The sequence below is a fragment of the Vreelandella aquamarina genome, from assembly GCF_044805175.1.
Taxonomy (GTDB): Bacteria; Pseudomonadota; Gammaproteobacteria; order Pseudomonadales; family Halomonadaceae; genus Vreelandella; species Vreelandella aquamarina_B.
On record NZ_CP085232.1, the window covers coordinates 3,259,021 to 3,284,707 of the forward strand.

Here is a 25,687-nt window from a genome sequence, read left to right on the forward strand (position 1 = left end):
TGTATTTCTCCTTACATTGTACTTATTGAGTGTTACTAGTCTTATAAATGTATCAGGTGCCTGGAGCCCAGATACGTATACCAGCATGGGTAAAAGGAACTTTTTTAGAGATATTGATGCGTATTAAGATTGGTGTAATAGCCTCAATACAACGAGCACTGATTGCCGGGCCAGCGTTGTAAGCCTCTACGTCGATTTTACGGATCAGCTCTATAACCTTCTCTCTCGCTGCTAAGTCGTTACCGCATACCAGAACATCACAGTTGATCGGATGATCTAAGTGATTAAGAGTTGCCGCTGAAACATTATGTAGTGCACCAATTACGGGGATGTCATCACCCAAGAGGGCCTGAGCAGCTTCAGTAGCTGAGCCAGCAGCGGGCATATCCACTTTTTTGGGGTCACCGTCTGCTAAAGGCACCACAATATCGATCAAAATTTTCCCAGGAAGTAGATCTCGGATTCCTTCAAGAGTGGCGTCATGGGCACTGTAGGGGACAGCTAAGATAACCATTTCATCGGCAGTAGTTACAGCACCACGTAGATCCTCACCTGTAATAGCTGCAGCATCGTTGAGTTGTCCATTAAGCTCTTCAGCCACACTTTGTGCCCGCTCACCATCGCGGGAACCGATCACAACCGGAATACCAGCACGCGCAAAGCGCAGTGCCAAGCCTCGGCCCTGTGGGCCGGTACCACCAAGAATTGCAACGCTCATCGGAACAAGTCCTCTTGTTGGGGTCTTATCAGCTCGTTTGCAGAACTGACACAGGGTTGCCAGTTGATGCCGCGGAACAACACCACCGGAGTTTTGTCACTTTTGCCCATTACCAAACCAGAAGCGGCAGCCAGCTCATCAGCCAAAGCAGGCATGGTCACAGACAGCACTCGACCGAATGCATCACGCTCACCTATCAGGTCAATTCGTGCCGGAACCTTGGCTAGCCCAATAGCCACATTAACTAAACCCATTCGCCAAGGACGGCCAAAAGTATCGGTTACTACAACACCTACACTCACCCCGAAAGCTTCTTCTAGGCGCTCGCACAGGCGGCGTGCACTAGCATCAGGGTCATGGGGTAATAGAATGACAGTTTCCTCAGCACCAACGTTGGATTCATCCACCGCTGCATTAGCACATATAAAACCTAAGCGATGTTCGGCTATGAGAGTACCTTCCTCTTGTTCAGGACGTTTTACAGCACGCACCACACGCGTCGATTCCCGCAAAATAGCCTCAACCTTCCGAGGATCTTTATTAACCTGCTCAGCCAATTCGAGTGCTTTTTTACTTGGCGTAATGCCCGCTAAAGCCACAACTTGACCCTCGGCCTTGGAGATCACTTTGTGCGCAATCACCAAGATGTCACCCTCGCGCAGAACCATGCCTTGACACTGCAAGCTCTCAATCAAAATCGCAGCTAAGTCATCTCCCGGATGTATATCGGGTATGCCTGAAAGGGCCTGAAGTGCCACGTGGTCATTGATCATGGCGTTGTCAGCCAGGCTGTCCAGGGAGTCATGCTGTGAGGTATCGTGCACAGGTTCCATAACTTCTTTAGCTCCTGCGGCGTCTCAGCGCCGTGTTGCTGGATGAAGGAACCCAGCGTGTTAATATCTGAGGGTGTATCTAGGTCGAAGCGTAAATTAGATAAATCAAGTACCTGACAGGCCAAGCTAAGGCGTAAGGCTGTTTCACGATGGGCTTCCGCTGAGCGAGGCCCAAAACGGAACGGTATTACATCGGGTGGGGAAGTTAATAAAGCGTTTGTACCGCCGTCGTTAGCTGGACAGATAACCACAAATGGCTCGTCTTGATGGGTCTCTAACAATTGTCGTATTTCCGCTTCCTCAAGCTGTACAATGTCTGCTGGGATAAGCAATTGTGCCGGATACCCCTTTCGACAGGCCCAGGCTGCAGCACGCCGAGCCGCCTGAGATAACCCATCAGCAATTGGCTCCTCAAGGACCATAGCACCGTAATCCATAGCCAGTTTTCCGATAGCCGATGAATCGGTGACAACAAGACGATCGTAGTCATAAAAACAGTGCTCAAGAAAACGCAGGGTGCGCTCACACAAACGCCTTGCCAGAGTGGAGCGATGATAAGGTGAAAGCGTTTTCCCCAGTCGGCTCTTAGCCTGGCTAAATTCTTTAACTGGAATTACGATCAGTGGTTTCTGAGTCATCTTTCCACCTCCTGACGACGACAAGCACTGGCAAAAGTAAGGGTTTCTTTAGCTAGGCGAGCTTTGTCCTCAAGACAGGTCATGAGAGTAGACGTAGTCATGACTCGTAACCCTTCAGCCTCTAAAGCATCTTGATCGGCTCGATCACTTTCATCGATAATCAAACCATCGATTAAACCTGCATAATTGGCGGCGACTCCTAAATTGCTGCTGCTATACCCCATTGCTGTCAGCATACGATCAGCGGGCCCCTTAACAGTCTGACCACCAATCAAAGGTGAGACAGCCAGCTTGACAGCGTGAGAGTTCTCTATGGCTTGACGAATACCAGGCACAGCCAAGATGGGTGCAATACTGACCACAGGGTTACTAGGTGCAATTAATAGCAAGTCTGCATTTTCAATAGCTTCCAGGGCTTCATAAGTTGGACGCGCATGGTTGGCACCTTCAAACCGAATCTCAAGTACCTCGGGTTTACAGTGCTCCCTAACAAAATATTCTTGAAAAGCTAGCCAGCCCTGATCCGTTTTAATCATGGTCTGTAAGCAATCATCTGTAGGCAGCAATAGGTTGATTTTCACACCAAGAGAATTAGCAATGCTTTGAGCAATAGCGCTAGGTCTAATACCTTGGCGTCGTAGTTGAGTACGAAAAATATGTGTTGCCATATCTTGGTCACCTAGCGTCATCCAAGTATCGCAGCCAAAGCGCTCCAAAGCAGTCAGTACCCCATGACTATCATTGGCTAGCCCCCAGCCCTGTTGGCGATCAATCATATTCGCTAGGCTATAGGTCAAAGTATCAATATCTGGCGATACCCAAAGTCCATGAAACTCCTGGTCATCAGCTACATTACCGATGACTGAGAGGCGTTCAGATGGGCAAATGGCAGCTAACCCCTCGGCTAGTTTTGCGCCTCCCACACCGCCAGCAAGCAAGGTGACGCGAGGTATCATGCAAAACCTCCAGCAACATGACGAAATGATGAAGCAGGAGTTTCTTCATTAAAAGTTTCAACTACCTCATAAAGTGTATTGCGACGAACCGGACGACGACCCATTTCACGGATCATAGATACAAGATTATTGGGAAGCATTTCCTGGCCATGCTGTCCACCGGCTGCTCGTGAGATACTTTCATTCATCAGAGTACCCCCCATATCATTGACACCAGCAGCTAGCATCTGACGGGCAAGATCTGGCCCTAGTTTTACCCAGGAAGCCTGGATGTTATTGATCCAACCATCCAGCATCAGACGCGAGACAGCATGCATCCTGATATGCTCAAGACGAGTAGGACCGGGACGCACTCCTTCATGCTCTAGGAACAAAGGGGTCTTATAATGCACGAACCCTAGCGGTACGAATTCGGTAAAGCCACCAGTACGTTTTTGTATGTCTCGAAGTAAAGCAATATGGGATGCCCAGTGCTCAGGGCCATCGATGTGGCCATACATAATGGTCGCAGTAGTAGGTACTCCTTCCTCGTGAGCTGTCGTGATAATCTCTACCCATTGATTGGTAGTTAATTTGTCGCGAGTTAACTGCTTGCGTACTTCCGTATCCAAGATCTCTGCAGCAGTACCCGGCATCGAACCCAAACCGTTATCTACTAAGTCACGAATGAAATCACGATAAGACAAGCGACTTTTTTGAGCGCCAAACCAAATTTCAAATGGTGAAAAGGCATGGATATGCATGTCTGGCAAGACCCGCTTGATAGCTTTAAGCATATCTCGGTAGAAATGGCCTGGAATATTTGGGTGAAGCCCTCCTTGTATACAGACCTCAGTAGCCCCGCGATCCCAAGCTTCTTGGGCACGACGTACAACCTCATCAATATCGAAGAATTCAGCTTCAGGGTCGCTCTTGCGCTTGGCGAAATTACAAAAACGGCACCCCATATAGCAAACATTCGTATAATTGATATTACGAGTAATCACGAATGAGGCATCATCACCTACACGACGCCGGCGTACCTCGTCAGCGGTTGCAGTTAAAGCATCTAAGTCAGCTCCGTCTACTTGGAAAAGGTGTATGGCATTTGCCTCACTTAACTCTTCCCCCGCCAATACACTCTTTAATATATGTCGCGTTTTCCAACTCACTTCTGAACATGCAAGATTTTCAGATAGGCGATCAATTGAATGGAGTGGTGTTATCGTTGTAGTCATAAAAATATCTCCGGTTCATGGGCGCTGTGTTAGACGCATTGTTGTAGAGCCAAACCATCGTCACGAGCGATTTCTTCAAGACGTTCAGCGAGTGAAGTGGAGAGAAAGTGTTCCGGAGATTTTAAATATCTCGGATAAATAGCTAGACGCTCTTCAAGGCCATATCCACAGCGAGCTGTCGCTTCACGCAGAGCATCTATTTGGGGCCAAGCCCGCTCTGGGTTGATATGGTCAAGGGTTACAGGGGAAATGCCACCCCAGTCATTGATACCAGCACCTATATAAGCTGAAAATCGCGACTCCAAATTAGGAGGGGCTTGTAGACTAATTGATGGGTCAAGTATCAGACGCGCAAGAACAAGAGTGCGGACCATATCGTTTAAGTCCGGCTCTGGATGGTTAGCCATAGCGGTGCCAGGTTTTGCACGGAAATTCTGGACAATCACTTCTTGAATATGACCATAATAACGATGCTGGTAGTTTATAGCCTGTAGACTATCGACGCGCTCTTCCCAAGTTTCTCCGATACCAATAAGGATACCTGTGGTAAAAGGGACACCATGTCTACCTGCTCGCTCCAAAGTGCGTAAACGTTGAACCGGCACTTTATCTGGACAGGCGTAATGTGCTTGCCCGCGATGCAATAATCGGCGGCTAACATTCTCCAACATCATTCCCATACTGACGCTGACGGGTTTAAGGCGAGCAACTTCTTCATCAGAAAGAGTGCCAGCGTTGACATGAGGGAGAAGCGAAGTTTCGTCTAATACACGTCTACACATCTCGATTAGATAATCAATCATGCTGACATGCCCTAACTTAGCCAAGGCCTCTCGAGCCTCTGAATAACGTTGTTCTGGCTTTTCGCCGAGGCTAAAAAGCACTTCCTTGCAGCCCAATCGCTCGCCCTCTCTAACTACAGCCATGACTTCGTCAGGCGTCATGATCCGAGCGTTAGGCGACCCAGGTTTCTGAACAAAAGTACAATAACCACAGTCATCGCGGCACATGTTAGTAAGAGGAACAAAAACTTTGCGCGAATAAGTCATCGTCTTGCCCCAATATTCATCGCGAAGTTTGGCAGCATGACGAGAGAAGTTCTCTAATTCATGGGTTGACGCATTTTCCAGCGCCAAAGCTTCTGGACGTGTCAGCATGGTACGTAGCGCTCCTGTTATTGTTGTGCGCTTTATTTTGTTTTTTACCATTCGGTAAATATTACACTAGACCATATTTTTCCGTTTGGTCAAATTTTTTTTTCACCTCAGACACCCCATGGAGTCAGAAAAACAAGAAACAGCTTGATAAGGCAGATCAACCTCAGCCAATATCACTTATAACTTCATGATTTTATTATAAAAATAATTCATCGCAAGCGAGATAAAATTTTCATTTGTATTCTCATTCGCGACCCCTAGTGTTATAGCCAATGCCAAGGAGAACATGCTGCGGGTTGTCGAAAACGAACCGCCGTGAATGGCGCGCCCTATTTTAAGCTCCTGCAATGCCATAACCTCGCCGGCCCGAAGCCTCACCTCAAAGCACTTCTGAGCTATTCCACGACTGGTATTTGTAGCGGTGTATTTCCTAGCCACGCAGACGAAGATGAGATCTCCCACTCGTTAGGGGTTGCCATGCCAACCGTGAAGCACCAATTCCTATGTGGCTGAGTCAAATCCGAAATTCCTGCATCAGACCCAAAGGACAACACCAGAGCAGAAAAACTAATTTCTATTAGAGGCTGGGGCTTTCTTATGTCTGCGTCGTGTAGCCTGTAACCGAATAAAGGCAAGGAGGGGTTCTAAACGCTTATGGTTGTCCTGTTCATATGCTTGACGCAGCTTTATGTAGATTGTGCCGGTACCGTAGGTGTAAGCGCGCCACAAAACACATCTACCGAAGCGTATCTTCTCTGATCACACCGATGGCCTCTTTTGCTTTGGAGATCCTCATGAGCCGCGAACCCAAACCCAATCAGGCGTTTTGGTTAGGTCATCTGTCTCATGCCGCCGCCCTGCAGATACCGTTAAGTACATATGCCAAAGTACAGACAGTCACGTTAGCCGACCTGATAGCATGGGAAAAACGGTTAATCGTGGTTGTGACATGACTCGCTCCGGCCCTGACCTCAAGGTATACCTGTATCTAGAACCTGTTGATATGCGCAAGCAAATTGATGGCTTAGCGCTGCTGGTTTAGAGGGTGTTTACAAAAACAATAGATGCCTGACACGATGAGGCCTTCCATTAAGGGGAGGGATCATGTCGACAGGTGGACGACCCAGAAAAATGGGTAACGCGGAGAAGCGCCTACTGTGCCAGTTGGTTGAGGAGAAGCCACTCGCGACTCTAGACGAGATCACCGAGGCCTTTTGCACGCATACAGGTGTCTCCGTGCATCACATGACCGTACGCAGGGGCTTGGACGAGATGGGCATTCGGCGTAAGCAAGTGGCGACACCACCCCCCCCCTCAGGCTGAGCATGAAAGGCGTTATGGCTATCACCCAGCCCACCGTCGCCAACAGCCAGAACAGCGCTATCCCAGCTCACTCACTGATGAGGAGTGGCACCTTGTAGCCGACATTTTCGAAATGTGATGGCGAGCGTGGCACACCGCCTCGCTATCCTCGCCGCCTGTTAGTCGATGCCTGCTGTTATGTGGTCCGAAGCGGGTGTTCGTGGAGAATGCTACCCAAGGATTTTCCGCCTTGGCAGAACGTCTACCGGACGTTTCGCCGCTGGAGCCAACAGGGCAAGTTTGAACAGATGCACGACCGGTTACGTGCACAATGGCGAGAACGTGAGGGGCGCGACCCCATGCCCAGCACCGCCGTTTTGGATGCCCAGTCGACGCGGAGTTCACCGCAAGGAGGGACGAGTGGTTACGATGCAGGGAAGAAGGTCAAAGGTCGCAAACGCCATGTCTTGGTCGACACCTTGGGGCTGATACTTGCCGTGAGTGTGACAGCTGCCAGCGTGCAAGACCGCGACGGCGCACATCCTGTCATGGTCAGTGGAATAGAAAAATATGCGGGCATATCACGGGTTTTTGTTGATGCTGGCTATGCGGGACGCTGCGCACAGACGATCAGCCAATAGCATGCCATTTCGGTCGAAGTCGTACGCCATCCTGGTAATGCCAATGTGGGCCAGTGGTGTACACCGAACCAGGAAAACCTTTTCACACGCCAGCCTGATGCGAAAGGCTTCATAGTTATTCCCAAGCGTTGGGTCGTTGAGCGAACCCATGCCTGGATCGAAAAGGCCCGCCGTTTGGTGATGCACCATGACCGACGTGTTGAAGTATCTGAAGCCTGGGTTTGGTTGGCAGCGAGTCGTCAGTTGCTTAACCGATTAACTCGCCTGTCCTGAAAATTTGTAAACACCCTCTAAGGCGAGTGATCTCTTAGCAAATAAATTGATTGAGGTTGACTTGTCCGATCACATCTCATTAAGAGCTCCTTTCAAAACCCTTGAAACAGCTCGCCTACGTGCCTAACTTAGTTAGTATGGCTAAGAAGATTGTACCTGATGAACTCTGGGATATTATCGAGCCGCTCTTGCCACCTGAACCACCCAAGCCTGATGGTGGCAGGCCACGTGTGTCCAACCGTGCCGCCTTGACTGGCATCCTGTTCGTTCTTAAGTCAGGCATTCCGTGGGAGATGTTGCCTCAAGAAATGGGGTGCGGTTCTGGCGTCACTTGTTGGCGACGGCTGCGGGACTGGCATGAAGCGGGTGTCTGGAAAAAGCTTCACCAGGCGTTGCTGGAACACCTGCAAGAAGCGGAACAATTGGATTGGGATCGTGCTTGCATGGACAGTGCCTCCATCAAGGCAAAAAAGGGGGATCAGCTACCGGTCCAAACCCGACAGACCGTGGGCGACCCGGGACTAAACGGCACCTACTGACGGATCGAAAGGGCACACCACTGGCGGTCGTTCTGTCTGGAGCCAATATGCATGACAGCGTTCCCCTATCTGTCCTGCTAGACACGGTATCCCCCGTAGCAGGTCGTCTTGGTCGACCTCGACAGCGACCACGTAAGCTTCACGCCGACAAGGCATACGACTTTGCTCGTTGTCGTCGTGCCTGCCATCGACGCCATATTCAGGCTCGCATAGCCAGACGTGGTGTGGAAGATACTCAGCGACTGGGACGCCATCGCTGGGTAGTTGAAAGAACCTTTGCCTGGTTGGAACAGATGCGCCGACTCGCAACACGATATGAGCGGCGCACTGACATCCACTATGCGTTCACTTTACTGGGCTGCTCCCTGATCTGCTTGAAGCAGCTCACACGACAGTTTTGAAAGAAGCTCTAAGCGGTAACCCAATGAACCAACATGTTATTATTTGCTAACTTTCACCAGTTAGTTATAGAACAAGCCGTTAATTTAAGGTGTTTGATAATACCTTGGGCGTTTAAAAGCCGCTGGCAGAAGATCAAGTTTACTCCTCAAGCACGTTTGCCACTACCATCTCCGGAAAAGCCCGCATCGTGTGCTGATTCCAGGTTTCGAAATGATCATGCATTGCTTGTCTGGCCAGTTCCCTGTCACGTGTTTTAATTGCATCGACGATGGCAATATGCGTTTCATTGGTTTTCTTTTGTGCCTCTCGGGATTGTCTTGCCAAAATTCGGCGCTGGTGAAGCACTTTTTTCAGCACCGAGGATAGCCCCTGGAAAATAATCAATACAGCGGGGTTTTTAGCCATAATGGCTAATAGCTCATGAAACTCATAATCAGCCTGAATACCTTCTAGCACATCAGTAGAAGTTACAATTTTATCGCATAGCATCTCAAGTTTTTTTAGCTCATGGGACTGATGATTGACGGCTGCTGCCTGTACGATTTCTTTTTCAAACATCTCCCGAGCAGACTCAAGATGATCCACCGATATATAATTAAGCTTAAGAGCCAGCTCAAAATACAGCTGAATAAAAACTGGTTCGGGCATTTTAAGAAACGTACCACTGCCCTGCTTGCGTTCGATGAACCCAAGGCTTTGCAGTAAGGAAAGAACATTTCTGACTGACGAGCGATGCATATCAAAATGCTCACACAACGCCCTTTCTGCCGGAAGCTTTAACCGGCCATCTTTAGACAGTTCGGAGACAGAAACAAACTCCTTAAGCCTATCCAAAAGGTTCGGATCAATTTGGCTCATAATATCGCCCAAGCGCCACCCCTATACCGTATCGTAAGTACAGGGGTAGCTTACCATAGTCAGTGAATGTGCATACCGCCGTTAACATCCAGGGTGGCCCCTGTTATATAACTTGATAGGTCGCTCGCCAAGAACAGGAAGGCTTTGGCTACATCATCAGGAGCGCCCAGACGACCCAGAGGAATCCCTTCAAGAATCTTGGCTTTCATTTGATCATCAAGCTTGCCTGCAGTGATATCAGTCGCGATCAAGCCCGGGGTAACAGCGTTAACCCGAATGCCATTGGCTCCAAGCTCACGTGCCATGGCTTTGCCAAGCCCAAGCATACCGGCTTTGGCAGCACTATAATGCGGGCCACCGAAGATCCCCCCGCCGCGTTGCGCAGAAACAGAGGACGTATTGATAATTGACCCAGCCCCACCTTGCTTCATATGCGGCACTACTGCCTGCGACATGTACATCATGCCACGTAGGTTAACATCCAGAATCCGGTCATAATCTTCAGGCGAAATGTCCTCAAACTTTACCGGCTGAGTGATGCCCGCGTTATTGACCAGCACATCAATACGACCAAATTTATCGATCACTGCTTTGGCCAGATTGAAACAGTCTTCGCGATTTGCCACATTTCCAGTCACGACTAATGAACGCTCGGCGTCGAACTCTACGCGCACTTTCTCGCAGGCCTGCTCGTTGATATCGGAAATCACGATGGAGGCGCCCTGCTCGTAGAAGAGCCGAGCAGTTTTCAAGCCAATACCTTTCTCACCTGCAGCGCCAGTGACAATACATACTTTATCTTTAAGCAGCATGATGTTTTCCTTTTATTAATGGTTAGTAAGTCGTTAGTTAAGTGATGCCAGCAGCTCTTCAAGGGAGCGGGCAATACGCATCTCGATTAAATCAAGCGGCAGTGGTTGGTCATCGCGCCAAGGCTGAGCATTAGCATCACGATGAAGACGAAACGGAAGTTCAAGCGAAAACGGCTTGTCCTGACGAAAAAGCTCGGCTGCTAACGTGGTATCATCTATGTCCCCTTCGCCCAATGAAACAAAGTCGATCCTGTCGCCTTTCCGGACACATGGCTTGAGATGAACGTGATCGGCAAGCGGTATTGCCGCACGAGCGTCAGCAAGCGGCTCCCGGTCAGGGCAATGCGCTAATAGATTGCCAATGTCGTAATTTAGACCAAAAGCCTGGGTATCTAGTTGCTCCAACAACCCAAGTACATCACCCGCGTGGTCTAGCAAGTTGGGCACCCTATTACCTGGATTTTCTAGCAAAATGCGTATGCCATAGTTACGGGCAATCGCAGCCAACGTATCAGCTTGCTGAAAAAAAGTGGACGACCGCTCACGGGTGGCGGCGTTGGTTATCACAAAAGAAGCGCCCAAAGAGGCGGCAAATCGGCAGCGCGCTTCAAGTCTGGTTGTCGCGTTATCAATGCCCAAATCGATATGGCCTGAGAAATATCGGCACTGCTGGCCATGACGTTGCATTTCACTTCTTAGCTCATTGGCGAAAGCTTCCGTAAAGTCGCTGTCGGTAAAGGCCTCCACATAACCGTCAATAAAAGCAAACTCCACGTTCTGCACGCCACACCTTGCCAGCGATGGCAAGATCACGTCGAACCCATAACCGTCATAGGCAGCAGTACTAACTGATACAAAAGATGCCATGAAGACTCCTCAGCTCATTCCGTTGAGCAGCCGATAGGTGCGAATCAACTGACTATCATCAAGCTTGCCCTCTCCTCGCTCTGAGCTAGAGATAAATAATTGACGCGCAGTTTCAGCCAAGGGGGTAAAAGCTTTAGATGCCTTTGCCGAATCACAAACGATTCCCATATCCTTGCAGAAGATATCGATAACACTAGTGACATCGCCCGGCTCATTGATCATTCGTGGCCCTCGATCTTTAAGCATCCAGCTAGAAGCCGACGACCCCTGCAGCATGGCAAGCATTGTTGATGTATCAAGACCGCTTTTCTCTGCTAGGGACATAGCTTCGGCTGCAGCGGCAATGTGCACGCCACACAGCAGTTGGTTAACCGCCTTCATCGCTGCACCTTGCCCCGGCTGTTGCCCAGCCTCAAACACAACTTTGCTCAGCTTTTCAAATGCATGACGACACTCTTTCAAAGCAGTAGAAGCGCCCGCCGCCATAATGGTAAGTTCACCTGCTTGAGCGCCTACCACACCGCCCGAAACCGGAGCTTCTACAAAAAGCAAATCGGGCCTCGCCGCCGCGACTTCTTTTGCGATGGACACTGCATCATCCGGAGCAATGGTCGACATTTGAACGATGCAGGCGCCTTGTCCAATCGACTCAATGTACCCTGCACCAAATAGTACGGAGCGCACTTGGTCAGCATTCACCACCATGATAAAAAGTCCATCACAACTTGCTAGACAGTGATGTTTTTCCTCGGATGAGATCGACTGGCCGTTAAAGGCCGTTTCTGTTTGTTCAAAGGCGTCAATGCCCAGCACTTGGAAGCCACCTTCTTTCAACCGGGTTGCCATGGGCCTCCCCATAGCACCTAGTCCTGCAAAAACAATATTTCGCATAACGCTTCCTCAATAAATGATCAGCGCGGGCACGAACGACACCAGTAGTAGCACAGTGATGGCTACTAGATAGAAAGGCCCCAACTCCTTCACTACGGCGCCAATACGCTCACGAGCAATGGCAGAAGAGACAAACAGCGTCGTGCCGATGGGAGGCGAAAACAGTCCGATGCTTAGGTTCACACACATAATGATGCCGAGCTGTACGAGATCCAGCCCAATTGCATTAGCAATAGAGACCAGTGTCGGTCCCAGCAGTAAGATGGCAGCAGGCAAATCAAGGAACATGCCAATAAAAAGCATGAGCAGGTTAATTGCCAGGATGATCAGTATTGGATGTTTTAAATACTCCACCGACCATTGTGCGACGGCCTGAGGCACACCACCCGAGGTCAAGATATAAGCAATGATGTTGGCCGCCGCAATAATCAGCATCACGATGCCAGTAGTAATTACCGTGTTTACCAACGCGCTCATAACGCGTTCTGTCGTCAGGTCGCGATAGATAACACTGCTGACTATCAGTGCATAAGCAACGGCGATAATGCTCACTTCAGTGGGTGTGGCAATACCGGCGCGCAGCAACACGACAATAAATACCGGCATCAACAACGCAGGCAGCGCCGTGAAAAATGTATTCCTTACCTCAGCACCGGTGTACTTCATTGTTAGGCGCGGGAACCTGCGCTTTTTACCCACAATATAACAGGCCAGCATCATGCCCCCGGCGAGCATCAGTGCTGGAATCACTGCCGCGACAAACAATGACGCAATTGAGGTGTTCGAGACGGTGGCAAACAGGATGAGGGGTATCGAAGGCGGCATCAGACCCGCAATGACGGATGAAGCCGAGGTAACTGCCGCCCCAAAAGCGCCGGGGTAACCTTCCCTCTTCTGCCAAGGAATCAGCATGGAGCCTAATGCCGAGGCCTCAGCTACCGCAGAGCCGGACACCCCGCCAAATACTGTGGAGCCCACCACGGTGACCTGGCCGAGACCACCGTGATACTTGCCGACCAGCATAGACGCTAACCCCACCAACTTCTGGCCCAGCTTACCTGACATCATCAGGCCACCTGACAGAATGAAGAAGGGTATCGCCAGTAAAGGAAAGCTTTGTGTCGGTTGAAATATTTTCATCACTGCCATACTTGATGGCATAGGCCCGAAAACAGATAGCGCCGCCCAGCCGCTAATCACCAATGAGTAACCAACCGGCATCGCCATTAATAAAAACAGAATAAAGCCAATAAGCATTTGGACCGTCATATCCCATCCTCCCCGTGAGAGACTTGAGGTTCGGAGAACTGTTCTCCTCCGGTCAGTACCATCGCGATGTTAATGAATGAAACAACTGCCAAGCCGATAAAACCGACGACGACCGACCAGTAAGCCCAGGACATACCTATTTGTGTTATGGGAAGCCTTTGTGAACCTGCAATTTCAACGACATCTAGGCCGTGAACCGCCATAACACCAAAGGCAATCATCGCGATTAAGTTCACGACCAGCACTACTACCTTCTTGGGCAGTCTTGGCAACTTAGCTACCAATAACTCAACTCCGATATGCTCGTTTCTAGCCGCTGCAGCGGCGATAGCGCACATGGTTAACCAGGGAAAAACTAGGTTTGGCACTTCTGTTACCCAGCCCAAGTTAGTGGAAAACAGGTACCTCACCAGCACACCCGTTAACAGCGAGAGGAAGATGATCACGATGGCTAAAATAGATACCCATTTAAAAGCGTGGTAAATCATACTTTTTGAGCTCACTAACAGTGAAGTGGGTTCATCCACTTCACTGTGGCGGCTCTCTTTTGAGAGCTTCATGAAAGCCCCTCCCGTTATTGCGACCCGCTTTGTGCCGCTTGGACGACCAACTCAACCAGTTCAGGATATTCTTCAGCCCACTGGTCATAAACGGATGAAGTGGCTTCAATGAACAGCTCAGTATCCACCTCGTTAAAGGTGACGCCAGCTTCTTCCATCTCGCTCCGCAGCGCTTCGTCCGCCTCAAGAGATGCCTGACGATTAAACTCGCCAGCCTCAACTGCTGCTGTTTGAATCACTTCTTGATGCTCTGGTGAAAGCGTATCCCAGACCATCTTGCTTATTAACAGCGGAGTAGACTCGTACTTGTGACCAGTCAGTGAGATGTAGTCCTGCACTTCATGAAGCTTAGAGGAGTGAATATTCATTAGTGGGTTTTCTTGACCGTCCACAACACCCTGCTCTAGTGCTATGTACAGTTCGGAAAAATTCATTGGAGTGGGGTTAGCACCCAGTGCCTCGAAAATATCCACTGTCATTTCATCGGGAGGGGTGCGGATTTTGAGGCCCTCCAGATCTTCGGGGGTTTCGATAGGGCGAACATTGTTGCTGACATGGCGAATGCCGTTATCCCACAGTGCAAGAAGGACTAGTCCCTTTTCTTCCGAAAGCCTTTTCAGCTCATCACCGACCTCGCCGTCCATTACCTTCCAAGCACTGGAAAGAGAGTCGAACAGAAACGGTAAGCCAAGAACGGAGAACTGTGGCACCACGCTGGAGGTAGCGCCTTGGCTATTGGTGCTAAAAGCCAACGTACCCATTCTCATCTGAGTCAAGGCTTCCATATCATCGCCATACTGCGCATTACCACCAACATCCACAACCAACTGACCGTTGGTACCTTCCTCTACTAGTTCAGCGAAGCGTTCTGAAGCATCCCACTTAGGATTGCCTTCAGCCGCATTATGAGCAAGTTGAAGGGTCTGTTGAGCAGCGGCAGTACCGGTGAGGAAAAATGCACCAGTAATCACCGATGCTAGGACTGTTTTTTTCATGGCGTTTCTCTCTGTTCAGATAATTGTTGTAAGTACAGATAGTGGTTATAAATGCAGATAGCGATCTAGATGGTTGGACTGACTTCCTCCTCTACAGATACATTTTTGGCGACTGCTTTCACTACCTCTCTGGTTGAAATACCATAGCGATCATGAAGCGTCGGTAGTGCACCAGCATCCAAGAACTCGTCGGGAAGACCGATCTGATGGAACTTGACTGCCACTCCTTCCTTCATCAGCAGTGACGCAATACTTTCACCTAAACCGCCGATAACCGAATGATTTTCAGCCACGAAGACGGGGCGGTCTGGGATAGAGCGAACCTCTGCCAGGATGGCATCAGTGTCCAGCGGCTTAACCGTAGCGCAATGCATGACAGCCACCTCAATTCCTTTCTCCTTCAGTTCATCTGCAGCCTCAATCGCCCGTGTCGTCATGAGCCCAGAAGAGATAATCAAGGCATCTTGACCATTCATGAGACGTTTAGCTTTACCAATCTCAAAATGGTAATCCTCGAAGCGGTCTAGGACGCGAGGCACCTTGCCACGCAACAGGCGCAAGTAGACAGGGCCATCGTAATCCGCCATTGCTTGCACCGACTGCTCAATATCTACTGCATCGCAGGGGTCAATGATGGTCAGGTTCGGCATGCCGCGGAATATGGCGATATCTTCAGTGGCTTGGTGACTCGGCCCATAACCTGTGGTCAACCCCGGAAGCCCGCCGATGATTTTGACATTCAACTTCTCTTCGGCAATTGCCAAACAAATAAAATCGTAGGCCCGGCGCGAGGCAAAGACACTGTAGGTCGTCACGAAAGGAATGAAGCCTTCGCGCGCCATACCTGCCCCTGCCATCATTAGCAGTTGTTCGGCCATACCCATCTGGTAATAACGATCAGGATATGCCTGGGCGAATATATGCAGGTCCGTATACTTTCCTAGATCCGCAGTCATGCCGACAATCTTTGGATTTTTCTCGGCAGCTTCTACTAACGCATGACCGAAAGGAGCCGCTGTTACCGGCTGGCCTTCACCGGCAATGGACGCAATCATCGCTGAGGTTTTTAATTTCTTCTTGGCGCTCATTTCTTTTCCTCCTTACTGGACACCGTAAACTTCGTCGAGCTGTTTGAGCGCCACACTCCACTCATCCTCATCAACACGAATGAAGTGGTTCTTGTCACGTTCTTCGAGGAAAGGCACACCACGCCCCATCAGAGTGTCGCAGATAATGACACGGGGCTTATTGGAACTGCTTTCCATGGCACTATCGAAGGCATCAACCAATGCTTCGAGATTATTGCCATCGACGCGATAAGTTTCCCATCCAAACGCCGTCCATTTATCAGCGATCGGCTCGTAGTTAAGTACGGTGGACGATTTGTCATCGGCCTGCTGATCGTTGACGTCAACAATGGCAATCAGGTTGTCCAGGTTCCAGTGAGCTGCGGATGCTACGGCCTCCCAGGTCGAGCCTTCATTTAGCTCACCATCCGAAAGCAGGTTAAAAATACGTGAAGTACTCTCTTTGCGCTTGAGCCCCAACGCCATACCCACCCCAATGCCAAGACCATGGCCTAGAGATCCACCGGTAATTTCCATACCCGGTGTATAGTCGGCCATACCTGACATGGGCAAAATACTGTCATCACTTCCGTAATCTTCGATCTCGTTTTCGGCGATGACACCGGCCTCAATTAGGGCAGCATAAAGAGCAATGGCGTAATGGCCGATGGATAGCAGAAAACGATCGCGCTCTTCCCACTCAGGATTTTTTGGATCCAGTTTTAGCGCGCGGAAGTAAGAAACCGCCAAAACATCAGCAACCCCCAAAGCTTGGCCAACATAACCTTGACCTTGCACCTCACCCATTCGCAGGGCGTGGCGACGAATTTTGTAAGCCCGCTGTCGAAGTGCTTCGATATCGCTAGCTTTCGATGCGGTAGCTATTTGACTCATTCCAGTCACCTCCAAATGGTTGACCATTTCAAGATAGAGACAACCGTGAATTTATGAAACAGAACTTTAGTCTAAAAAATTTTCAGCTAATATTAGACACACCATTCTCGGCTATCAGCGCTTAGCGCCCACCCCCCCTGAAAAACATAAGATATTGAAATCTATGAATATTACAACAGAAAAAATGGATTAAAACCTAGTAAAAAAAGCTGAGACTTTAGGATAACATCGTTTATATAAATGTTTATTGAGATAAATCTTGCTTTTAAAAATCCTTTCAATCAGTAGCAGATTGATCAATATCAAAAATTGGTCAACCATTTTAAGGGGGCACTAACTAGCGTTGGTAAGCTGGTGGCATTTAGCTGGTTCGCAAGTCAACCTGACCATTTGATCCAGCACCTCTACCAGTAGGCAGATGGTATGCATAAGTTTAATAGCGGAGCTGCCTGCCACTTTGGTTGTTGTCAACCCACCGAATAATTTATCTTTAACAATACTGCACAAAATAAATTATAATTAGGCAAATGATGCTAAAACGCCAATATGAAAGAAAGCCTTACCGTACTCGAAACAAGATGTTGATATTGCGGTCAAATTTATGGCTCATAACACCTTACAAATATATAGGCATGAAATTATTGAAGTGGAGAACGCAGGAAGCAAACAAGTTCGGCCAAGAAAGGCGCTTGCTTAACTATTCGCTGGCCACGAGATGTAGAGCTGGACATCAGCGGTCTGGAAAACCGCCTCAAAACGGCTATTGAGCTCCAACGAGCATAAAAAAACGCGGCTTACACGAGCGCTTGCTCGGTAAACCGCGTTCTATAGCGGCAGAAGTGCTATCTAACTAGCTGCTTAACCCAGGTACTTAATCATCACCCCAGCAGCCACCGCCGAGCCAATGACCCCAGCAACGTTCGGCCCCATGGCGTGCATCAACAGGAAGTTATGCGGATTCGCCTCTAAACCCACCTTGTTAGCAACACGCGCCGCCATCGGTACGGCGGAGACCCCAGCCGCGCCAATCAGCGGGTTGATGGGCATTTTGCTGACCAGGTTCATCAGCTTGGCCATCAATACCCCAGCGGCCGTGCCAATACCGAAGGCTACGATCCCCAGCCCCAGGATTCCCAGGGTTTCAAATGCCAGGAAGCTCTCGGCCATGAGCTTTGAGCCCACGGAGAGACCGAGGATAATCGTCACGATATTGATCAGTGCGTTTTGCGCGGTATCGGAGAGACGCTCCACCACGCCACACTCGCGCATCAGGTTACCGAAGCAGAACATCCCCAGCAGCGGTGCGGCGTCCGGCAGAAACAGCGCTACCGCAATCAGTAGCATCAGCGGGAAGACCACTTTTTCGAGCTTGGAGACCGGGCGCAGTTGCGTCATGGTGATCTTGCGCTCTTTTTCAGTGGTCAGCAGACGCATGATCGGCGGCTGGATCAGTGGCACCAGCGCCATATAGGCGTAAGCGGCCACGGCAATCGCCCCGAGCAGTTCCGGCGCCAGCACGCTAGAGACATAAATCGAGGTCGAGCCATCCGCCCCGCCGATAATACCAATCGCCGCCGCCTGGTTGAGCGAGAAGTCCATAATGCCCATGGACGTGAGCAGCACCGCGCCGAACAGCGTGGCAAAGATACCGAACTGGGCCGCCGCGCCCAGGAATAGCGTGCGCGGGTTAGCGCAGCGGGCCGAAATCGGTCAATGCCCCAGCCAATAGCCACTTTATGGAAGTTGTAGAGCATACCGTCGCTGTAGCCGACGCCAACCATGATATTTTTCGCGACCCGCAGTTGATCGGATGCGGCCGAATCGTGACAGCTTTCTAATCCTGGCGAAAATGGACGATGCCGCCACCGCCACATCAGCGGTAGTAGGCTTCAGTGCCGCCTTGAACCGGATGCCGACTACCGTCGAAAAGTATAACCTATGACCAGGAGCGTAAAATGGCCGTGGCACTTGGCCAATTCGCACTTCAGCATATTTAAACCCACTTTACGCAGCGTGCCACCGTTAAGAAACACCTAGCATATGGCATGCGCGGCAGAGGCTAATCCACACCAAAGTAACTAACGTTGAGCGTGGCTTCCGCCGTGATATAGCCAGAGAGCTGTCAGGCCTGCAGTGTCGTGTTTAAGGGCAGTCCTGTCCAGGTGTAAAACGTCGCTGCAATGATGGCGTATTGTACGGGTAAGTGCAGGCTTCAAGACACTTGGAAGATCAGCGTGACGATGTCATGGATAACTCTTAAAATTGACTACAATTATATTTTAAAAACAAACGGCGAAACTTATTTGAACAGATATATATCAATAGCCCACCTCTAAGCGAACACTTCAGCGTGACGATGTCACGCTGAAGTTTTTTACGCTACAGGGGTTGCGTCATTTAAAAATCATGATAAAAAAGAAGTCACACATACCTAAAGCATGATGCCTTCAGATGGTAAGCAAAGGCACTCTCACAAAATTAAACAGGTGTTTTGATGCTAAAAGAGCGTGGTTCAAGAAAGGCTCCACTGTCGCATATAGAGGTAAGCCGATATCTCTCGCCCCCGGTGCGTCGCCTTTTATTAGCCCGCCCACCATTTTTGCAAGTGATTCAGAGGATGACCGACGATGCTCTGAAAGCCTATATCCTTCAGCACCCTCCTGTTGTCTACGAAGCCAAGAGGAGCAAAAAGCATGACGATCCGCTGTTTTGTCTTGCGAACCTGCATGCCCTGTATATAGCGAAAAACCGTTTTCACGGCAGTGAGAGGGTTCGCGTCACATTGGTAGAAGCACCGCCCAGTCAACAAACGGATGCGTTTGCTCTGTTATTCGCGTTATCTGCGGATGCGTGCCATGCACTCTCTCCAAAAGAGGCTGGTCACTACTTAGTTGCTGTATGGAAAGCGCTAGCGTCTGCTCAACCAACATCATTAATTGATGTCTCTGAGCGCTTCAGCAATAAGACCGCTTTCTGTGATGCTTTCAATCTTGACCGACGACTTTATTAAAAGTGACTTACCTCATGGATGAAAAAGCTAAACTTTATGAGCTTTTAGAAGAAATCCTTCAGCCCCGTGACGATTACTTTGATATAGAGACGATAAAACCACTTCTTATCCAGACGATTGAACAGTTGATCGATATAGGCGATCACTGCTGGAACCCTTCTGAACTTTCTGCGCTTGCAAACGCAATTCATAGCGGTCAGTTAGTATTACGATCACAATCGGATCGTGGCGAGAAGGGCATTCATGGCTCAAACCCTATCCACGGTGCCCTGTTCAAACTTTCGACAGCACAAGAGCAGCCAAAAAAGCTAAGCGAGCGGCTTCTTCTTCTCGCACACATCATTAATGCGGCGTTTAAGTGGCGCCTTGATATGCGAGTGGCCCAGGACAACAAAGCGTTTACGGAACAACGCGAAAAGCGCCTCAAGCCGACTACATACGCTAAAAGCTTAGAGGCGGCTTGCAAGGTAGCAAGGCGCATTGAGGCAAGCTGGCTAGATTTTTTAGCTCCTTTGGACCGGCCAACTGTCGAACTAAGCATACGCTGTGATGCATTTCAGGTGGATGAGGAAAGTAAGCAACAAGATGCTTATATTAAAGAGCTAGGACGCTTCTTAGCCTATGGGCTGAATAGGAGGCAGCCACGGCGCGGGTATCAAGAAAAAACAGATCATCATTCACAAAAAAATCCCACTGTTCAGCGTAAACGGCTTTTCGATGATGACGCGGACGATTACTGGGAAGCAACGGCTGCCTCAGTATTAACACTCGCCCAAGACCTCAATGAAAACACCGAAAGTACGCTGCGTACCGCTGGTTTATCCATCGCCGAAGAGCGCTCATCCACTGAGCTAATCCAGAGCGATCAGCCTGTCAAAACGGCAAAGGGAGATTCCTCTTTGCAAGCGGTATTTCGTGCCCGCAGCCAGCAAATCTTTCAAGATAAAGCGGCGCAGCTCCTGCCGGGGCGGTGGGAGCAGCTGAGTGCATTTGATCTTTATCAGCTCATGCAGCAGTTGAACCAATTACCTTCAAACAAACGCCGCTACATTGGCTGCGTGATCGGGTTGCTGTTAACCACCGGCCGCAGCTTAGAAAGTGTTTTAGATGCTCAGGTGTTACCTATGAAAAGGAAATCACCTAGCACCATCGATGAACAATCAATCATTGTTGTGCATGGTGAGCACGCCTACTGGGTGTCTGGCATTTTGCGACCAGAAAGCAGCCGTCAAATGACGGGGGAGTGGCCAACGCATATGCGCGCTACTCAGGCATCGTTGAGACTGCCGATTCCGGCATTCAGCTGGCAGCTGGTAGAAGGACACGCGTCACATATCGTGCGACGCGTCAATAAACGTGCACTCCCCCTATTCAACAACAACAACAGAGCAGAGCTGGAAAATGATTTAAAAACGCTGCTTTCTGAAACCAACCGAAAAACAGGCTCTCGGTTAACCGTACATCGCTTGGGGGCACACCTCTTCAATACACTCAACGCCGGCGATGCCGATTTGACGGCAGCGTGCCTGATAACAGCGCGTATGCCATCGTTTGGACAGCAAACCTCTCTGTATTACTACGCACCTAGCACACACCATTTAGAGCAGCAGTATTTACGAGCTATGCGCGCGATTGAACAGCAATGCTCCGCCGCTGCGCCTCAATCCGATGAAATCAAGCACACTTGTGCGACTGCCAGCTCTACCATATCCGACACTCCCCAGTATGTAGGCTCCAAGCTGGTACCTAAAACGACATACGTAAAAGAGCTCGTTGCCACCCTGCAGCAGCGAATCAAAGCCGCTAAGAAAAGCGTGCAACCATTAGATCTGTTCAGTATGCACAATGCCTACGTCGCGTATACCGTCGCTATGCTGATGTTTTCAACCGGCTATCGCAGCATTCGCGATCCATTGCCAGTCTGGGAAAACATTTCGCTATCTCGGCGCATGATTGTCATCGCGGATAAAACAGATGATGAGCAAAGCCACGCCCGCTTTTTACCGCTCACTTCGCTCATGGTTGAGCAATTAGAGCACTACCAGCACCATCGCACCGGCCTTCTGGGCCGCTTGGAGGTTTACCTACAAAAAGCATGGGAGACCCCGTTTATGTTTTTGAACCCGTCCGGTACTCCGCAAGAAGTTACTCCCTCCAGGCTGGAGGCTCATTTGAACTGGCGAGACACTCCGCCGCTCAATATCAACCGCCATTATTTACATACTCAGCTGAAAGAAAAAGGTTTTTCTTCCGAGGTTGTCGATGCTTTTATGGGGCACTGGGATGCAGGACAGGCACCTTGGGACAACTACTCAACGTTTTGCCCACGTGAGTACTGTGAGCTTATCGCCCCCGCCATCGAAAAGCTGATGAAGGAGCAGGGCTGGAAGGCATTGAAGGGTAAGGCGTTATGAGCGCACAGGTCGCCTGGTCAGGTTGGCAACTATCACCGCCTAAAAAAATGTCATCCGATGGCCAAGAGGAGCGTCGCTATCAGCGCGCTCGTGAGCGCTACCAACGCCTTTGGAGCATTCTCGAAACATTAGAGCAAAACGCTCCCGGTATCATAGAAGGTCAACAAGGCCTTGTGATTCCCGATGCGACCATAACAGCGGTGTTTGACGCGCTACATCTGAACACTCCACCCAAGGCGCTGCGCAAAACGCACAACTTCTTAGTGAAGGGCCTAGAGCGTGGACACAAACAGCTGAAATGGTCGGTGACAATTCCGAGCCCATTGGTCACGGTAACTCGCAAGCCCCCGACCATCACCACCGCGTCTTTCGCTGAACTCAATAACTGGGATGCGCTTGTCGAAGCGCACGACGCTTTTCCAAGAGTAGCAGCACTTAGCGGCCATGCTTTGCATAAATGGCTGATAGGGCGATGGTTATTTCAGCTAATTCGCGAAGGAGCTCTGCTGCACAAACGTTACGTTGAGCAACTGCCGGCTTCCTTTGAGCAAGGTATAATGTTGGCTAACAATACGGCGTTTCTCACCCTAGTGGAGGGTATGCAGTCAACCAAGGATGAAGAAAAAGCAGAATACAACGACGCCGTTGATGGCGACGCACCTTCTAAAACGCCCCCCGAGACGCTCATCGAAAAGGAGCAAGGCTTTTGCTATCGGCGGCTATTTCTGAGTCCTATAAGCCAATTACTGCTCCTGAATATCTACCAAGAAAGAGGCAAAGAGTGGCCTCGCACCGCTACAAACAGTCGCCTCCCTGTCGCGCAGTGCCTCAGGTCTTATCTCAAACATATTACTAACAACGCGTCGCCAGCGCATAACTCGGCCCTGCTGTCTATGGCTCACACTGCTTCATCGCTGGACAGGCCTCCCGTACTGAATCACTACGCGAGTAGAGCTAATATTGCGCTATCACTACGTCCTTCATCTTGGCAGCGCCTGCTCCACCGCTGCGTTTTAACCGATACGTCCGTAGACACCAGTGACAACGATGTATATTTGGAGTTTCAGGAACCCACTCAGTCTCACACATCCCCTTCCGATCAGCTACAGCAACTCCGCCAACTGCAAAGGTGTTTCTCTAACTCGTTAGTTGGCCGAGTCAGCGAGCGTGAAGCGATCCATAACATTGACACGTTTTTGAATGTTTCAAGCCGTAACGGTGCGATGGTGACGTTGCTGGCAAAATGGTGCCATAAGCTTCTGAAGAAAGGCGGCCGTGTAAAGTCTAGGCTCGCAGTCAGTTCGGTCACCACATACTTATCGACAATTGGCCAACCTCTTGTGGCTCACAGCTTGGAGTTCGGCGATATTCAGACGGCCAGTGCGGATGAGTGGGAGGCCCTGTATGAGAACGTCTTAAATAGCATCAAGCCGAGCGGTGATCGGGCAAAGGTGCAGAACCGCCTGTGCGATTTCCACGCCTTTTTAGTAGATACCATTGCAGCACCACCGATTGACCTTGAAAACACGCAAGGCGCCCAACAACGCGTAGACGTGAATATAGTGACGCCTGCTGAGTATCGCCGTGCACTCGACTTAATCGAATCTTCCAAACAGCCTGAACGCTTTCGCACCATGCAAAAGCTCGCTCTCATCTTGGGGTATCGCCTGGGTCTGCGACGTAGTGAGTGCGCGGGGCTTCTAGTTCGAGATGTGGTTTATATCGATGGTAACGACACCTTCATAGGGGAGCTATCCATCCGCTCCAATGCGTATCGACGAGGAAAGAGCTATGCAGCAACGCGGCGGTTACCGCTGTGGTTATTAATGCCTAAAGAGCGGGAGCTACTTATCGAGTGGGTAAAACGTCGCCAGGGCGAAACCACTACCCAGCAAATACAAAAGCAGCTACTTTTTTGCAGCAGTGGCAGTGGTCGCTTATTGCTTGATGAAAAAGCCCTCTTTCATCCCGTGCAAACGGCTTTGAAAACGGTAAGTGGCGATCCCAGCCTACGCTATCACCATCTTAGGCATAGTTTCGTTAGCTTTACGTTATTGCGCTTGCTGGAGCGCTCGCCATGCGAACTACTCCCCGAGGCCTGGCTGCTTGATGACAATGGAGACATTGCATTGCCGAATACAGAAGCTGATATTTCTGTGTTGGCAGGCCTTGCGCCCCAAGACCGCCCTTCTCGCAAACGACTATGGCAGCTTGCACTTTGGGCAGGGCATGCCAGCCCTGATGAAACTCTCGGCTCTTACTCTCACTTGTTAGATTGGGCACTTGGCCAAACAACCTATAGACAATTTAATCCATCACTCTGTCTCGACCAGCAATTCACGCTGCTGAACTTACCCTCCAAAACGGCACTAACCAGCTGGCGCAGCCGTCGCGATCTAATAGGTAAGACGCAAGCTAGCGTGCTGCTGAGCTATTTGAAAGCTGACTGGCAACCGTTTCTTGCGAACGACCCGCTGACACACACGTGGGCAAAATACCAGCCTCCACACGTTAATCCGCTCGACACCTCTTTAGAAACGGTCCTTAACTGGCCTGAGGCAACGACGATTTATCAGTGTCTCCGCCTTATCGAGCAACAAGAAGTTCACGGGATATCGCTAGACAACGCCATCCAGCAGACAGCTAGAAGGTTTGCGCTTGATAAAGGCCAACTATGCCAGTGGGTAGCCAATGGCGAACAGCTGATGCAACGCAAAACGCGGCGCACCAACCAGCAGTTTAGCCGTGAAGAGAACCGCCATGACCGGCAGCGGCGTGTTGCCTCAAAACGTATCTATATGCCAGAACTTCACCGCTGCATGGCGCCCCCTATCAAACCGCACGTACTGAGAGAGGCAGGACAGTTTTTTCACAGGTTACTTGATTGGCACCAGAAAGAACCCATCAAGGCCGAAGAGAGCTTGGTCACCTTGCGAAATCATATGCAGCGCAGTAGTGGGCATATTGTGCTCCCCGACGCAGAAGCCATCAATCGCGTACGTGAACTATTACGACCACTGCGCTGTTTTCAGCACACTTATCTGGTCGTTGAGGTAGCAGCTAATACCAAGGAAAAAAGCGTCAAACACCACTGGGCTAAAGCGACGGATATTCCTCATAAACGTATTGAGCTGATACCGACGCCCTCCCCTTCGGGCCGCACTCGCTATTGGTACGGAAACGCCAACCTAAAAATCACTCGGGGTAGTTACAAAAGTGCTCAGCAGCCTCTTTGGGAGGCAGTACGCTTCGCAGCATTTATGACGATGCTTATTTTAGGGCTGTGTGGAGACGATCCGTCTTCAAATTAAACAGCGCATGAATATCAAAGTTTAGCCTGGATAGGGATAGTTAAATAAGCACCGGTGCTACAG

The 25,687-nt window shown here is 50.0% G+C and carries 20 protein-coding genes and 3 pseudogenes; 6 read left to right on the forward strand and 17 right to left on the reverse strand.

From position 1 onward, the window contains the following. Nucleotides 1–52 precede the first annotated feature (52 nt). The 7 genes from npdG to LG300_RS15065 form a co-directional block, all read right to left on the reverse strand. Nucleotides 53–718 (reverse strand): NADPH-dependent F420 reductase, encoded by a 666-nt coding sequence (npdG, locus tag LG300_RS15035; RefSeq protein WP_404376115.1) that lies wholly within the window; start codon nt 716–718, stop codon nt 53–55. Beyond that, the gene (cofE, locus tag LG300_RS15040) at nt 715–1,551 is read right to left on the reverse strand and encodes a coenzyme F420-0:L-glutamate ligase (protein ID WP_404376116.1); all 837 of its coding nucleotides are present in this window, start codon (nt 1,549–1,551) and stop codon (nt 715–717) included. The genes npdG and cofE overlap by 4 nt, the downstream gene beginning before the upstream one ends. Next, entirely contained in the window at nt 1,488–2,189 is a 702-nt protein-coding gene (cofC, locus tag LG300_RS15045) for a 2-phospho-L-lactate guanylyltransferase (RefSeq protein WP_404376117.1), read from the reverse strand. Before cofC ends, cofE begins: the two co-directional genes overlap by 64 nt. Further along, nucleotides 2,186–3,145, reverse strand: a complete 960-nt coding sequence (gene cofD / locus LG300_RS15050) for a 2-phospho-L-lactate transferase (protein WP_404376118.1) — start codon at nt 3,143–3,145, stop codon at nt 2,186–2,188. The genes cofC and cofD overlap by 4 nt, the downstream gene beginning before the upstream one ends. Then, a complete protein-coding gene (gene cofH, locus LG300_RS15055; protein WP_404376119.1) occupies nt 3,142–4,362 on the reverse strand; it encodes a 5-amino-6-(D-ribitylamino)uracil--L-tyrosine 4-hydroxyphenyl transferase CofH in 1,221 nt (406 codons plus the stop codon). The genes cofD and cofH overlap by 4 nt, the downstream gene beginning before the upstream one ends. Before the next feature lie 29 nt (nt 4,363–4,391). After that, complete coding sequence (gene cofG, locus LG300_RS15060; RefSeq protein ID WP_404376120.1) at nt 4,392–5,519, reverse strand: 7,8-didemethyl-8-hydroxy-5-deazariboflavin synthase CofG; 1,128 nt, start codon at nt 5,517–5,519, stop codon at nt 4,392–4,394. Between the two features lie 177 nt (nt 5,520–5,696). Next, entirely contained in the window at nt 5,697–5,873 is a 177-nt protein-coding gene (locus LG300_RS15065; protein ID WP_404376121.1) for a hypothetical protein, read from the reverse strand. A 750-nt stretch (nt 5,874–6,623) separates the two neighbouring features. Here LG300_RS15065 and LG300_RS15070 point away from each other — a divergent pair. Both LG300_RS15070 and LG300_RS15075 read left to right on the forward strand, forming a co-directional pair. Continuing rightward, nucleotides 6,624–7,735 (forward strand): annotated as a pseudogene (locus tag LG300_RS15070) (IS5 family transposase). Between the two features lie 137 nt (nt 7,736–7,872). Beyond that, a protein-coding gene (locus LG300_RS15075; protein WP_404376122.1) for an IS5 family transposase occupies nt 7,873–8,675 on the forward strand; the annotation gives its coding sequence in 2 pieces (ribosomal slippage) (nt 7,873–8,197 and nt 8,197–8,675; 804 coding nt in all). Nucleotides 8,676–8,814: 139 nt separating this feature from the next. Here LG300_RS15075 and LG300_RS15080 read toward each other — a convergent pair. The 10 genes and pseudogenes from LG300_RS15080 to LG300_RS15125 all read right to left on the reverse strand — a co-directional run. After that, the gene (locus tag LG300_RS15080) at nt 8,815–9,534 is read right to left on the reverse strand and encodes a FadR/GntR family transcriptional regulator (RefSeq protein ID WP_404376123.1); all 720 of its coding nucleotides are present in this window, start codon (nt 9,532–9,534) and stop codon (nt 8,815–8,817) included. A 59-nt stretch (nt 9,535–9,593) separates the two neighbouring features. Then, nucleotides 9,594–10,346, reverse strand: a complete 753-nt coding sequence (locus tag LG300_RS15085) for an SDR family NAD(P)-dependent oxidoreductase (RefSeq protein ID WP_404376124.1) — start codon at nt 10,344–10,346, stop codon at nt 9,594–9,596. Between the two features lie 33 nt (nt 10,347–10,379). Beyond that, the gene (locus LG300_RS15090) at nt 10,380–11,213 is read right to left on the reverse strand and encodes a sugar phosphate isomerase/epimerase family protein (RefSeq protein ID WP_404376125.1); all 834 of its coding nucleotides are present in this window, start codon (nt 11,211–11,213) and stop codon (nt 10,380–10,382) included. Between the two features lie 9 nt (nt 11,214–11,222). Further along, on the reverse strand, nt 11,223–12,104 hold the full coding sequence (locus tag LG300_RS15095; RefSeq protein WP_404376126.1) for an NAD(P)-dependent oxidoreductase: 882 nt from the start codon (nt 12,102–12,104) through the stop codon (nt 11,223–11,225). A 9-nt stretch (nt 12,105–12,113) separates the two neighbouring features. Then, complete coding sequence (locus LG300_RS15100) at nt 12,114–13,373, reverse strand: TRAP transporter large permease (protein WP_404376127.1); 1,260 nt, start codon at nt 13,371–13,373, stop codon at nt 12,114–12,116. After that, nucleotides 13,370–13,933 carry a TRAP transporter small permease gene (locus LG300_RS15105; protein ID WP_404376128.1) on the reverse strand — a complete coding sequence of 188 codons (564 nt, stop codon included), beginning with the start codon at nt 13,931–13,933 and terminating at the stop codon, nt 13,370–13,372. The genes LG300_RS15100 and LG300_RS15105 overlap by 4 nt, the downstream gene beginning before the upstream one ends. A 14-nt stretch (nt 13,934–13,947) precedes the next feature. Continuing rightward, entirely contained in the window at nt 13,948–14,928 is a 981-nt protein-coding gene (locus LG300_RS15110; RefSeq protein WP_404376129.1) for a TRAP transporter substrate-binding protein, read from the reverse strand. A gap of 65 nt (nt 14,929–14,993) precedes the next feature. After that, nucleotides 14,994–16,016, reverse strand: a complete 1,023-nt coding sequence (locus tag LG300_RS15115; protein WP_404376130.1) for a transketolase family protein — start codon at nt 16,014–16,016, stop codon at nt 14,994–14,996. Between the two features lie 12 nt (nt 16,017–16,028). Next, the gene (locus tag LG300_RS15120) at nt 16,029–16,889 is read right to left on the reverse strand and encodes a transketolase (RefSeq protein ID WP_404376131.1); all 861 of its coding nucleotides are present in this window, start codon (nt 16,887–16,889) and stop codon (nt 16,029–16,031) included. A gap of 858 nt (nt 16,890–17,747) precedes the next feature. After that, a pseudogene (locus tag LG300_RS15125) lies at nt 17,748–18,715 on the reverse strand (sodium ion-translocating decarboxylase subunit beta); the annotation flags it as partial. Between the two features lie 5 nt (nt 18,716–18,720). Between LG300_RS15125 and LG300_RS15130 the strand changes: the two are divergent. The 4 genes and pseudogenes from LG300_RS15130 to LG300_RS15145 form a co-directional block, all read left to right on the forward strand. Continuing rightward, nucleotides 18,721–18,850: pseudogene (locus LG300_RS15130) on the forward strand (IS30 family transposase); the annotation flags it as partial. Between the two features lie 656 nt (nt 18,851–19,506). Further along, the gene (locus LG300_RS15135) at nt 19,507–19,899 is read left to right on the forward strand and encodes a hypothetical protein (RefSeq protein WP_074211331.1); all 393 of its coding nucleotides are present in this window, start codon (nt 19,507–19,509) and stop codon (nt 19,897–19,899) included. 14 nt (nt 19,900–19,913) lie between these two features. Continuing rightward, nucleotides 19,914–22,313, forward strand: coding sequence for a hypothetical protein (locus LG300_RS15140; RefSeq protein WP_404376132.1), 2,400 nt, complete (start codon nt 19,914–19,916; stop codon nt 22,311–22,313). Further along, complete coding sequence (locus LG300_RS15145; RefSeq protein ID WP_404376133.1) at nt 22,310–25,624, forward strand: tyrosine-type recombinase/integrase; 3,315 nt, start codon at nt 22,310–22,312, stop codon at nt 25,622–25,624. Before LG300_RS15140 ends, LG300_RS15145 begins: the two co-directional genes overlap by 4 nt. Nucleotides 25,625–25,687: the final 63 nt, after the last annotated feature.